Origin of the sequence: Pseudoxanthomonas sp. CF125, assembly GCF_900104085.1 — a bacterium.
GTDB lineage: Bacteria > Pseudomonadota > Gammaproteobacteria > Xanthomonadales > Xanthomonadaceae > Pseudoxanthomonas_A.
Genome location: NZ_FNLD01000001.1, coordinates 1073927 through 1086291, shown reverse-complemented (window position 1 = coordinate 1086291; position 12365 = coordinate 1073927). Strand labels below are relative to the sequence as shown.

The 12365-nt window shown below is 64.9% G+C and carries 11 protein-coding genes and 1 pseudogene; 9 read left to right on the top strand and 3 right to left on the bottom strand.

Features of this window, described 5'->3' with window-relative positions; translation table 11 throughout:
* Positions 1 to 114: 114 nt before the first annotated feature.
* The 3 genes from BLR66_RS04725 to BLR66_RS04715 all read left to right on the top strand — a co-directional run bounded on the left by BLR66_RS04725 (position 115) and on the right by BLR66_RS04715 (position 3076).
* On the top strand, positions 115 to 1683 hold the full coding sequence (locus BLR66_RS04725; RefSeq protein ID WP_093280446.1) for a transglycosylase SLT domain-containing protein: 1569 nt from the start codon (positions 115 to 117) through the stop codon (positions 1681 to 1683).
* A 143-nt stretch (positions 1684 to 1826) separates the two neighbouring features.
* Entirely contained in the window at positions 1827 to 2339 is a 513-nt protein-coding gene (locus BLR66_RS04720) for a hypothetical protein (protein ID WP_093280445.1), read from the top strand.
* A gap of 35 nt (positions 2340 to 2374) precedes the next feature.
* Positions 2375 to 3076, top strand: coding sequence for a DUF3053 family protein (locus BLR66_RS04715; protein ID WP_093280444.1), 702 nt, complete (start codon positions 2375 to 2377; stop codon positions 3074 to 3076).
* A 114-nt stretch (positions 3077 to 3190) separates the two neighbouring features.
* Here BLR66_RS04715 and BLR66_RS18810 read toward each other — a convergent pair.
* From BLR66_RS18810 to BLR66_RS04705, 3 genes and pseudogenes are all read right to left on the bottom strand, one after another.
* Positions 3191 to 3325: pseudogene (locus tag BLR66_RS18810) on the bottom strand (phosphatidylserine decarboxylase); the annotation flags it as partial.
* A 64-nt stretch (positions 3326 to 3389) separates the two neighbouring features.
* Entirely contained in the window at positions 3390 to 4244 is an 855-nt protein-coding gene (gene asd / locus BLR66_RS04710; RefSeq protein ID WP_093280443.1) for an archaetidylserine decarboxylase, read from the bottom strand.
* Complete coding sequence (locus tag BLR66_RS04705; RefSeq protein ID WP_093280442.1) at positions 4241 to 4894, bottom strand: SCO family protein; 654 nt, start codon at positions 4892 to 4894, stop codon at positions 4241 to 4243. Before BLR66_RS04705 ends, asd begins: the two co-directional genes overlap by 4 nt.
* Positions 4895 to 5156: 262 nt before the next feature.
* Between BLR66_RS04705 and prmB the strand changes: the two genes are divergently transcribed.
* From prmB to truA, 6 genes are all read left to right on the top strand, one after another.
* Positions 5157 to 6086, top strand: coding sequence for a 50S ribosomal protein L3 N(5)-glutamine methyltransferase (gene prmB, locus BLR66_RS04700; RefSeq protein WP_093280441.1), 930 nt, complete (start codon positions 5157 to 5159; stop codon positions 6084 to 6086).
* Between the two features lie 146 nt (positions 6087 to 6232).
* Positions 6233 to 7336 carry a chorismate synthase gene (gene aroC / locus BLR66_RS04695; RefSeq protein ID WP_093280440.1) on the top strand — a complete coding sequence of 368 codons (1104 nt, stop codon included), beginning with the start codon at positions 6233 to 6235 and terminating at the stop codon, positions 7334 to 7336.
* Complete coding sequence (locus BLR66_RS04690) at positions 7329 to 8312, top strand: 2-hydroxyacid dehydrogenase (protein WP_093280439.1); 984 nt, start codon at positions 7329 to 7331, stop codon at positions 8310 to 8312. The genes aroC and BLR66_RS04690 overlap by 8 nt, the downstream gene beginning before the upstream one ends.
* A gap of 138 nt (positions 8313 to 8450) precedes the next feature.
* On the top strand, positions 8451 to 9470 hold the full coding sequence (locus BLR66_RS04685) for an aspartate-semialdehyde dehydrogenase (RefSeq protein WP_093280438.1): 1020 nt from the start codon (positions 8451 to 8453) through the stop codon (positions 9468 to 9470).
* A gap of 143 nt (positions 9471 to 9613) precedes the next feature.
* Positions 9614 to 11356, top strand: coding sequence for a type IV pilus assembly protein FimV (locus BLR66_RS04680; protein ID WP_343123913.1), 1743 nt, complete (start codon positions 9614 to 9616; stop codon positions 11354 to 11356).
* 21 nt (positions 11357 to 11377) lie between these two features.
* Positions 11378 to 12166 (top strand): tRNA pseudouridine(38-40) synthase TruA, encoded by a 789-nt coding sequence (gene truA / locus BLR66_RS04675; RefSeq protein WP_093280437.1) that lies wholly within the window; start codon positions 11378 to 11380, stop codon positions 12164 to 12166.
* Positions 12167 to 12365 lie beyond the last annotated feature (199 nt).

Genomic DNA, 12365 nt, shown 5'->3' with positions numbered 1-12365 from the left:
GCGTGAATTCTAGCGGCTCAACCTGTCGCGCAGGGCAACGGCGGCGTTTGTCAACCTTGCCCCGCGCCGCGCCCGGGGGCTAACCTGCCTTTTTTCCCGTAGCCGTCCGTGCTGATGCCCTGCCCAAAATTCCTGTTTCGCGCCTGGCCCCTGCTGGTCATGTTGCCGCTCGTTTCTGTTGCTCCGTCGGCCTTGGCCCAACGCGTCTCCGCTCGCGACAAGGAAGCTCTGGAAGTGCTCGACCAGCGCATGGCCGCTGCCGAGAAGCGCTACCGGGACGCGCTGGTGCTCAGCGCCAACAGCGATCCCAAGGGCACCGCCGAGGGCGATGCCGCGCTGGAAGACATGGAAGACGTGATGGACGCCTGCCTCAAGCAGAAGGGCTGCCAGGTGCACACCATGCTCACCGCCTACAAGCGCCTGCTGAAGCAGAACGTGGATGCCGAATCCTCGGCTTCGGACGAAGAGGGGGATGTGGATCTGCTGGATGACGGCACCGACCATGCGGCGACCATCGCGATACCCGAAGCCGCGCGCGCCGCGCGCCTGCTCAACGACCAGCGCCACGCCTTCGACAAGATGGTGCAGTACAACCCGGCCGTGCAGGCAGGCATCCGCCGCTGGCTGACCGACATGCGGGTTTCGCTGATCACCAGCTACGAGAACTACCAGTACGTGCGCCCGCTGATGTGGCCCTCATGGGAGAAGCACGCACTGCCCGAGGCCCTGCTGTTCGGCATCATGGCCAAGGAATCCAACGGTCGCGTGCACGCCAATTCGCGCGCCGGCGCCGCCGGGCTGATGCAGTTCATGCCGGCGACCGGCCGCCGCTTCGGCCTTGGCCCGGACGGCACCGGTTTCGATACGCGCTACGACCCCACCGCGGTGGGCATGGCCAGCGCCGAATACCTGGACGAGCGCATGGGCGCGCTCAACAAGAGCATCGAGCTTTCGCTGGCCGCCTACAACGGCGGCGAAGGCCGCGCGCAGCGGGTCTATAACCAGTTCGCCGGGCGCAATTTCTGGGATGAAGTGGTCTACAACCAGTTCCCGGGCGAAACCCAGGATTACGTGCCGATGGTGATCGCGGCCGCGTGGCTGTTCCTGCATCCCAAGCAGTACGGGCTGGAGTTCCCCAAGATCGATGCGCAGCCTGCCGCTTTCCCGCTGGCCAAAGCCGCGTCCCTCTACGAACTGACCATTTGCCTGGGCAACGGCGGTACGCGCGATGGCTACATGCGCGCGCTGCGCAACCTCAATCCGCGCTACGAGCCGGATCAGTGGATCCCTGCCGGCACGCAGATCAAGGCCACCGCCAAGATCGCGTCCCTGTACAACCGCAACTGCATCAGCGGTCCACGCGCGGACCTGGCCCGCACGCTGATCACCGCGAACGTAGAGTCGGCGATCATCCGCAACCCGCTGGCCGGCAGCGTGGCGGTGGGCGACGTCACTCCCGTTCCCGGCGTTCCCACCACCGTGGCCACCGGCGAGCCCAAGCCGGCCAAACCCAAGGCCGAACAGGTACGCGGCTACCGGGTGGCGCGCGGCGACACGCTGGGCAAGATCGCGCAGAAATTCAGATGCGAGGTGAAGGAGCTGGCGCGTGCCAATGGCTTGCGCGCGCCGGGATATCACGTGAAGCCGGGGCAATCGCTGAAGCTGGAAAGCTGTAAAAAATAGCGGCCCGATGGGTTGCGAACGCCCGGATACGATTCCTCTGGCGCGTTGAATAAGGTGGGTGCCTTCCGTACCGGGCTTCTGTCCGGCGCGGAAATGGCTAGACTCCGTTGCAACATAACCTGGGGAACCGAATGAAAGCTTCTATGTCAGTGGTTTTACTGACCGCCGTCGCGTTGGCGGCCTGCTCGGGCGACAATGCCGAAAAGGCGGCCTCCGGTACCGTCTCCAAAGCGGTGGAGCTGGTCAAGGGCGCGGCCACGGGCGCCAGCAAGGGCGTTGAGGAAGGCCGCAAGGCCAGCACCAGCGTCGATGGCGCGCTGATCGTCAGCGGCGGCAAGGAGCTTGGATCCTCGCTCAGCGGCGAAGTACTGGAAGCCAAGGCGGGCGAAGCCGTGGTAGTCACCTTGGGCTTCAGCAACCTCGGTGAGGTGCCGGTGCGAGTGACGGAGCTGGCGCAGAATAATCATGTCACCGCGCTGGACGGCGAAGGTTATGCCTGCACCACGCAGTCGGTGGACGACGAGTTCACCGTGCCGGCCAAGGCCAAGTTGAAGGTCGAAATGGCTTTTGCTTGCGGCGGCAAGGCCATCGCCAAGGTGCGCCTGTTCGATACGGAGTATGCGGTACCGCCGGGTCGCATCGTTTCCGCCAAGTAAGCGCTTTTTTCACCCTGCATCCAAGGACAGAGCACATGAATCCGCTGGCACGTAAAGTCTTTCTCTTCCTCTTCGCCGGCCTTGCCCTGTTGGGTCTGTCCGCCTGCAGCAACGAAGCGGGCGAACGCAAGGCGTTCATCGAATTCCTGCAGACGCGCATCGTGGATCAGCCAGGCCTGCGCGTGCCCAAGCTTACCGACGAAGAGCAGAAATCGCTGGGCCGGTACGCCGCGCAGTACGCGGTGATCGGCGATTTCAACGACAGCATGGGCAAGGCGTTCAACGAAGCCAGCCCTGCCATGCAGACCATGGCTTCGCTGTCGACGCCGCAGGCGCTGATGCAGGGGCAGGCGCGGATCGGCCAAGCGCGTGCGGCGCTGGCCAAGGTCAAGGGCCAGCTTGGCGAACAGCTGAGCAAGACGCAGGCCGATCGCGCCAAGCTGGAGCAGCCCGACGACCTGAAAACGGTATTCCAGGCCGCCTACGAGAAGACGGTGGTCAAGCCCAGCGAATTGATGCTCAAGGTGCTGGATCAGACCGACGGCATCCTGGCCGAGGCGCAGAATTTCGCCGCTTTCCTGAAAGCGAACGAAGCGTCGGTGACGTTCAACGGTTCGCAAGTGGAAGTGAACAGCCCTGCGTTGCTGGAAGAGCTCAATGCGCATCTGGGTGCATTGAACGACAAGCGCCACAAGCTGATGGAGTTGCAGAATGAACTCAACGCCATGGTGCGTTGAACGTCCGAGGCTTGTGGAGATGAGCGCGTCGCGGTAGCAATAAGCGCGCCGCGCCGCGCGAAGAACATGGCGTCAGTGACAATGAGCGCGTCGCAACGCGCCGGGATCGTTCCGTCAAGGTGTGCTTGAAACGAGCCGGGCGAGCGCTTGTCCAAGCTTGACCGGCGATTCGGCGGCCAGTTCGGGCGCAAGCTCCGCCACGCCCGGTGGCAGCAGCACGATCACGGTGGAGCCGTAGTTGAATCGGGCCGCGCCGCGCAGGAATGAGACGCCAGCGGCAAAGAGCGCGTCGCAACGCGCCGGGATCTTTCCGTCAGGGTGCGTTCGAAACCAGCCGAGCCAAGGCTTGTCCAAGCCTGACCGGCGATTCGGCGGCCAGTTCGGGCGCAAGCTCCGCCACGCCCGGTGGCAGCAGCACGATCACGGTCGAGCCGTAATTGAAGCGTGCCATCTCCGCAAATCGTTCCAAGGTAATCCCCTTCCCACGCCAATCCTTGCGCGTGACCGCATCCCCGTAGCGCGGGATTTCCACGCCGCTCCACACCGTTTCCACGCCCGATACCAGCAGCGCGCCCACCATCACCGAGGCCATCGGCCCGAAGTCGGTATCGAAGTGGCAGACCAGGCGTTCGTTGCGCGCGAACAGGCGCGGCACCGTAGCCACTGCAGCCGTGCCTACGCTGAAAAGGCGGCCGGGCACATGCACGGTTTCGCGCAGGGTGCCGGTCCACGGCATGTGCACGCGGTGGTAGTCCTTGGGCGACAGATAGACAGTGGCGAACAGGCCGTTCTCGAAAGGCTTGGCGGCTTCGGCATCGCCCAGCAATTCGGTGGCGGTGAACGACTGGCCCTTGGCCTGGAAGATGCGGCCGTCGCGGATCGGGCCGCACTGGCTGATGCGGCCGTCGGCGGGCATCAACAAGGCACGCGGATCGGGATCGGGCACGCGTGCGCCTGCTTTGAGCGCGCGGGTAAAAAACGCGTTGAAGGTCGGGTAGGCTTTGGGGTCGGGTTGCGCGGCTTCGCTCAGATCCACGCCGAATTTCCGCGTCACCGTGTCGATCAGCCATTGCTTGGTGCGCGGCGAAGACGAATACGCCAGCCGCCGCGCCAGCGAGGACATCAGCCGGTGCGGCAACAGATAGGTGAGGCGGGTGACCAGACTCACTTGGGCGCCGCCAGGGTCAGGGCGGCCATGTCCTCGGCGATGGCCTTGGGTTGGAACGGAGGCTTGATGAAGCCGACCATGCGCCCCTGCGGGTCCAGCACGGCGATGTTGGCCGAGTGGTCCATGCTGTAGTCCTGCGGGTTCTTGTCGAAATCCTTGCCCGGCACTTTCTGGAACACGAACATCAGCGACTTGGCGAACGACTCCAGCGCCGGTACGTCGGCGGTGGCCGCCAGGGTGTCCGCATGGAAGGCGTGCGCGTATTCGCCGATGCGCGTGGGGGTGTCGCGTTCGGGGTCCACCGATACGAACAGCACGCGCGGGCGGGTGCTGTCGGGCAGCGATTTCCATTGGTTCTGCGCCTGGGCCAGTTCGGCCAGGGTGGTGGGGCAGACGTCGGGGCAGTAAGTGAAGCCCAGGAAGACCAGCGTCCAATGCCCGTTCAGTTCGCCCGAGGCCAGCTGGGTGCCGTCGGACTGGCGCAGCGAAAAAGCGGGCAGGGTGCGCGCCTGCGGGAACATGGTGATGCTCCGGGTCTCCGGCCATTGCGGACCGGCGGACTTGGCGCCGAAGTACTTCTGCGCGGCCAGCAGTCCGAGGCCGGCGGCCAGGGCGACGATCAGGATGACGCCGATTTTGCGATTGAACATGAACTAGGGCTCACAGGTAATGGCTTGAATAAATCTAAAAACCGTTCGTGGTGAGCCTGTCGAACCACGCTCTTGGCGTGACGCTCCAGTTCGCAGCGGTGGTTTTCTTTTTGCTCGAAAAGCGTGGTTCGACAGGCTCACCACGAACGGGATATTAGTAGTTTGATTGTTCCGGAATGCCTACCAGCCACGAGAGCCATGATACCGGCGGTTCGGTTTGTATACCCCTATAATCTCCATCCGACCCGAGAAAAGCCTTGCCATGACTGCCGACCCGGCCGCCGAACTGCATACGATCATCGATCTGATCCGCTACGGCGCCAGCCGTTTCAACGCCTCGGACCTGACCTTCGGGCACAGCTACGACAATGCGCTGGACGAAGCCACGCAGCTGGTCCTGCACACCCTGCATCTGCCCAACGATCTGGGCCCGGCCTACGGCGTGGCCCGGGTGACGGCGCCGGAAAAAGCCGAGATCCTGGCCCTGTTCCAGCGCCGCATCGAAGAGCGCGTGCCGATCGCCTACCTGACCGGCGAGGCCTGGTTCGCCGGTCTGAACTTCAAGAGCGACAACCGCGCGCTGGTGCCGCGTTCGCCGATCGCCGAACTGATAGAAAGCGGTTTCGAGCCGTGGCTGGGCGGCCGTGAAGTGCTGCGCGCGCTGGACCTGTGCACCGGTTCGGGCTGCATCGCCATCGCCATGGCCCACTACAACCCCGAATGGCACGTCGATGGCACGGACATCAGCGACGACGCGCTGGCCCTGGCGGCCGAAAACAAGGCGCGGCTGCATGCCGACAACGCGCGGTTCATCAAATCCGACCTGTTTTCCGGCCTGTCGGGCCAGCACTACCAGCTCATCGTCAGCAATCCGCCCTACGTCACCAATGCGGAAACCGATGCGTTGCCGAAGGAGTATTCCTACGAGCCCGAACTGGGCCTGCGCGCCGGCGACGACGGTTTGGACCTGGTACTGAAGATACTGCGCGATGCGCCTTTGCATCTGAGCCAGGACGGCCTGCTGATCTGCGAAGTGGGCGAATCCGAACGTGCGCTGGTGCAGCTGCTGCCGGATGTCGAGTTCGCCTGGATCGAGTTCAAGGTGGGGCAGATGGGCATCTTCGCTGTGGAGTGCGCGGAGTTGATCGTGCATCACCCGCGCATCCGCGAATTGGCGAATGCGCGTCCGTGACACGTTAAAGAAAATCCGTCATTCCCGCGAAGGCGGGAACCCAGCGACTTTGCTTTTCCGGGTAAGTCGATTAAAAGCATTAAAGTCACTGGGTTCCCGCCTTCGCGGGAATGACGATTCGATAGACATTGCGGAGTAGAGGCAGCGTGTCCAGCAACAGTTTCGGAAAATTGTTCACCGTCACCACCTTCGGCGAGTCCCACGGCCCGGCCATCGGTTGCGTGATCGACGGCTGCCCGCCAGGCCTGGAAATCGAGGTCGAAGAATTCCGCACCGACCTGGACCGCCGCGCCACCGGCAAATCGCGCCACACTTCGGCGCGGAATGAAGCCGACGAAGTGGAAATCCTCAGCGGTGTCTTCGAAGGCAAGACCACCGGCACGCCCATCGCCCTGCTGATCCGCAACACCGATGCGCGCAGCAAGGACTACAGCAAGATTTCCGAGCAGTTCCGCCCCGGCCATGCCGACTACACCTATTGGCAGAAATACGGCATCCGCGACCCACGCGGCGGCGGGCGCTCCTCGGCGCGCGAGACCACCATGCGCGTGGCGGCGGCGGTGATCGCCAAGAAATGGTTGGCGCTGCACCACGGCGTGCGCGTGCGCGGCTATCTGTCGCAGTTGGGCGAGATCACCCCGCAGGCATTCGACTGGAACGCGGTGGAAGACAATCCTTTCTTCTGGCCTTCGGCCGAACAGGTACCGGTGCTGGAAAGCTACATGGACGCGCTGCGCAAATCCGGCGATTCGGTCGGTGCGCGCGTCAACGTGGTCGCCGACGGCGTGCCGCCGGGTTGGGGCGAGCCCATCTACGGAAAACTCGATGGCGAACTGGCCGCGGCGCTGATGAGCATCAATGCGGTCAAGGGCGTGGAAATCGGCGACGGCTTCGCGGCGGTCGTGCAGAAGGGCACCGAACACCGCGATGAGATCTCGCCCGAGGGCTTCCTGTCCAACCATGCCGGCGGCATCCTCGGCGGCATCTCCACCGGCCAGCAGGTGGTGGCGTCCATCGTGCTCAAGCCCACCTCCAGCCTGCGCCTGCCGGGCAATACCGTGGATATCCAAGGCAATGCGACCGAAGTGGTCACCACCGGCCGGCACGACCCCTGTGTGGGCATCCGCGCCACACCGATCGCCGAGGCGATGATGGCGCTGGTGCTGATGGACCAGGCGCTGCGCCACCGCGCCCAGTGCGGCGATGTCGGTCCGGTCGCGCCGCTGATCCCCGGTCGGATCCATGACTGAACCGCGCCCACGGGTGTGGGTGTCGCAGCCGCTGTTCGACGATGTGATCGCACGGTTGGAAGAGTATTTCCAGGTCGTTTCCGCATCCGATGTCGCCGAGTACACGCCGGAGCAGATCTCATCGGCCTTGAGCGAAGCCGACGGCGCGCTGGTGACGCTCAACGAGCGCATCGGCGCCGAACAGGTTGCGGCGGCGCCGAAGCTTCGGGCGGTCGCCAATGTGGGCGTCGGCTATAACAATCTGGATATTCCCGCGCTGTCCGCGGCAGGCATTACGGCCACCAACACGCCCGACGTGCTGACCGAAACCACGGCCGATTTCGGTTTCGCCCTGCTCATGGCCACCGCGCGCCGCATCACCGAGTCCGAACGCTGGCTGCGCGAAGGCCATTGGCGGCAATGGTCGTTCCAGACCATGCTCGGCGCCGATCTGCACGGCAGCACCCTGGGCATCCTGGGCATGGGCCGGGTCGGGCAAGGCATCGCCCGGCGCGCTTCCGGATTCGACATGAAGGTGCTGTACCACAACCGCAGCCGGTTGCCGGAAGCGACAGAACGCGAGACTCGCGCGTCCTACGCGGAATTCGACGAATTGCTGGCGCAGGCCGATCACCTGATGCTGGTGCTGCCTTATTCGAAGCAAAGCCACCACATCCTGGGCGCGGCCGCGCTGGCGAAAATGAAACCTACCGCCACGCTGGTGAATATCGCGCGCGGCGGCATCGTCGACGAAGACGCACTGGCCGCTGCGCTGGCCGGGGGAAGGCTGGCGGCTGCCGGCCTGGATGTGTTCGAGGGCGAACCGGCCATCAACCCGCGCCTGCTCGATCTGCGCAACGTGGTGCTGACCCCGCACATCGCCAGCGGCAGCCTGGCCACGCGGCGCGCCATGGTCTCGCTGGCGGTGGACAACCTGATCGCCGCGCTGGGGTACGGGCCGAGCGCGGGTTCTCCGCCCAATCCGATCCGCGCGTAAAGCCCGGTTTCCGCTATCCTCCAAACCCGTTGTAGGAGCGGGCCCTGCCCGCGACGCTCTTGGCTGGCGTACGCGAAAGCGTCGCGGGCAGGGCCCGCTCCTACAGACCCTTTTCCACCCCCACCCACCTGAGTAGAAATGAGCGAGAAGAAGAGCTTCAAAGTCGCGGTCGTTGGCGCCACCGGTGCCGTCGGCGAAGTCATGCTGTCGATCCTGGCAGAGCGCAAATTCCCGATCAGCGAGCTGGTCGCCCTGGCCAGCGAGCGCTCGGCCGGCGCCGATGTCGACTTCGGCGGCCGCAAAATCGCCGTGCAGGACCTGGCCACCTTCGACCCGACCGGCGTCGATATCGCCCTGTTTTCGGCGGGCGGCGGCATTTCCAAGGAATACGCGCCCAAATTCGCCGCCGCCGGCGCAGTGGTGATCGACAACTCCTCGGCCTTCCGCTACGACGACGACGTGCCGTTGGTGATCAGCGAAGTGAACCCCGACGCGGCCAAAAACCGCCCGCGCGGCATCATCGCCAATCCCAACTGCTCGACCATGCAGATGCTGGTGGCGCTGGCGCCGATCCATCGCGCCGTGGGCATCGAGCGCATCAATGTAGCCACCTACCAGTCGGTCTCCGGCGGCGGCCGATCGGCGCTGGAGGAACTGGGCAAGCAGACCGGCCAGCTGCTCAATTTCCAGGAAATCGATCCGCAGCGCTTCCCGGTGCAGATCGCCTTCAACCTGATCCCGCACATCGACGACTTCCAGGACAACGGCTACACCAAGGAAGAAATGAAGCTGGTGTGGGAAACCCGCAAGATCCTGGCCGACGACAGCATCCAGGTGAACCCCACCGCGGTGCGCGTGCCGGTGTTCTACGGCCACTCCGAAGCGGTCAACGTGGAAACCAAGACCAAGATCAGCGCCGCCGACGTGCGCAAACTGCTGGAATCGGCGCCCGGCGTGGAAGTGGTGGACGACACCGTCGCCGGCGGCTATCCGACCCCGGTCACCCACGCCTCCGGCACCGATCCCGTTTACGTAGGCCGCATCCGCGAGGATTTTTCGCATCCGCGCGCCATCAATCTGTGGGTGGTCTCGGACAACATCCGCAAGGGCGCGGCGCTGAACGCGGTGCAAGTGGCCGAGCTGGTAGCCGCTGAATAGCAGGTAGGTCGGGGCTACGCCCCCGACATCAGGGAATCCGGAATCCACGCGCGTCGGGGGCGTAGCCCCGACCTACCGGGTGAAGACACATTGCAGGGGCCGAAAAAGCTATATTCCCCGGTGGGAATGAACGGGGAACGTGCTTGAAACATGGTTTTCTGAAACTGGCGCCGCGTTTGCTGCTCGGGGTCGCGCTGATCCTGGTCAGCAGCGGTGCCATGGCTTTGGGCTTGGGCGAAATCCGGGTCAAGTCCCAGCCCGGGCAGCCCCTGGTGGCCGAAATTCCGGTTATTTCCACCGAACCCGGCGAGCTGGAGCAGCTGCAGGCCCGGTTGGCATCCCCGATAACCTTTGAACGAGTGGGGCTGGCGCGGCCGGAAGGCCTGGTCAGCGGGCTCAATTTCGCGGTCGCGGTCAGCGACGAGGGTAAGCCGGTCATCCGCGTCACCAGCACCGAGCCCGTGCAGGTCGCCGCAGTCAATTTCTTGATCGAGGTCGACTGGGGCCAGGGCCGGCTGGTGCGCGAATACTCCGCGCTGGTCGACACGCCCGACGCCCTTGCTGCCGCCAGCCAGCCGACCATCGACGCGCCGTTGCCGCCGCCCGCCGACACCATCATCCGCGAACCAGAGCCCATCGCCGCGACCGAACCGGCCCCGGCCGCCGAGCCCATCGTTCCGACGCCTGCTCCAGCCGAAGCCGCTCCCGCACCCCGCGCGCCGGTGGCCGCGCCTTCGCCGACGTTGTCGAGCGGCAGCGAACTGGAAGTCCAGCGCGGCCAGACCCTCTCACAGATCGCACGCGATCTGGGGCAGGGCTACAGCCTGGACCAGACCATGCTGGCGCTGCTGCGCGCCAATCCCGAGGCCTTCATCAACGGCAACATCAATCGCCTGAAACAAGGCGCCGTGTTGCGCGTCCCGCAATCGGCCGAACTGGCGCAACTGGGCGAAGCCGAAGCGGCGGCGCTGGTGCGCGACCAGATGGCCGAATGGCGGCAGGCGCGCCGGCCCATTCCACAACCGGTCGAAACCGCGTCCCCGCTTGCCTCGGCGCCGTCCCGCGCTGCGCCTGCGGCTCCACGCACAGCGGAGGCGCGTCTGGAGATCGCGCCGCCCGATGCGGGTGCAGCGACGCGGGCGGGAACACAATCCGGCATAGATGCCGAAGGCGAGGGCGACATGCTGGCGAACCAACAACTCACGCTGACCAAGGAAGAGCTGGCGGCACGCGAATCCGAAGTGCAGGAATTGCGCGCGCAAGTGGCCGAGCTGGAAAGCCTCAAACAGCAGCAGGCCAAGCTGATAGCGATGAAGGACAGCGAACTGGCGGCCGCGCAGCAACGCCTGGCGAAGTCGCAAGGCGATGCCTCGCAACCCTTGTGGCTATGGGCGGGGTTGGGCTTGCTGGTCGCCGGCTTGGTGGTGGCTTGGCTGATCAACCGCCGTAAAAAACCGGTCATAGCTGCCGCCCGTGCGGGTTACGACAGTGCGGCGATGGCCGCGGCCATGCCTGCTGCGGAGCCCGCAACCCAGGCGGCCTCGCAATCCAAGGCGGACCGTTTCGATGCGCCGCTCTACGAAGACGGAGTGCCGGCTGCACTGCCCGAAACCCAGGACGAACCCGTCCGCGCACCCGCACCGCCCGCCGCAGCTCCGCAAACGTGGACTACGGCTGCGATCAAACCCACCTGGCACACCGGCGAGGGACTGAACGTAGCGCCCCTGAATGCGGCGCCGGCCGGGCGCGAGCGTCTCGAGCTGGCGATCGCTTATCTGGACCTGGGCGACCTGGAAACCGCGCGCGACCTGCTGAACGAAGTAGTCGCTGGCGGCGATGCCGCCGCCCGCAATGAAGCGACGCAGCTGCTGCGCGAGATCGGCTGACCGCCCAACGATGGGTCGCTGATGCGTTACGCATTGGGAGTCGAATACGACGGCGGCGATTTCCGTGGCTGGCAGCGGCTGAGCCCGCACGGCCAGCCCGGCGAGCCGACCGTGCAGGCCACGCTGGAGGACGCGCTGTCCTCGGTGGCCGCCGCGCCTGTCGAAGTGATCTGCGCCGGTCGCACCGATGCCGGTGTGCATGCGGAGTGCCAGGTCGTGCATTTCGACAGCGATGCCCCGCGCACGCCGCGCAGCTGGAGCCTGGGCACCACCACCCGCCTGCCGCCTTCGGTCTGCGTGCGCTGGTGCGTACCGGTGACGGACGATTTCAACGCGCGCTTTTCGGCGCGGGCGCGGCGTTACCGCTACCGCATCCTCAATCGCGCGGTACGGCCGGCCCTGGGCAGGCAGCAACTGAGCTGGGAGCGTTTGCCTCTGGATGCCGAAGCCATGCATCGCGCCGCGCAGACGTTGCTGGGTGAAAACGACTTCAACGCCTTCCGTACCGTGCACTGCCAGGCGCCGCATGCGGTGCGCGACCTGCAGAAGCTCTCGATCGTGCGTGAGGGCGAGCAGGTGAGGGTGGACATACAGGCCAACGCATTCCTGCATCACATGGTTCGCAACATCGTTGGATCGCTGCTCATGGTCGGGCGGGGCGAGAAGCCCGAAGACTGGATTGCCGAATTGCTGGCAGGGCGCGACCGGACACTGGCTGGACCCACCGCACCGGCCGATGGCCTGGTCTTTCTGGGTCCGCTGTATCCGCGAAGGTGGGGACTTCCGGAGGAAGTGAGCCTTCCGGACTGAGCTCCTGCTTTTTCTCCCCCTTTGAAAAGGGGGATCAAGGGGGATTTGCTCTTGCTTTGCTTTCGCTTCTGATCAAGATCAAGATCAAGATCAAGATCAAGATCAAGATCAAGAGCAAATCCCCCGTAGACCCCTTTTCCAAAGGGGGCAAAGCCAAAACCAAAGCCAAAGCCAAAGCCAAAGCAGTTACGCTGTTTCC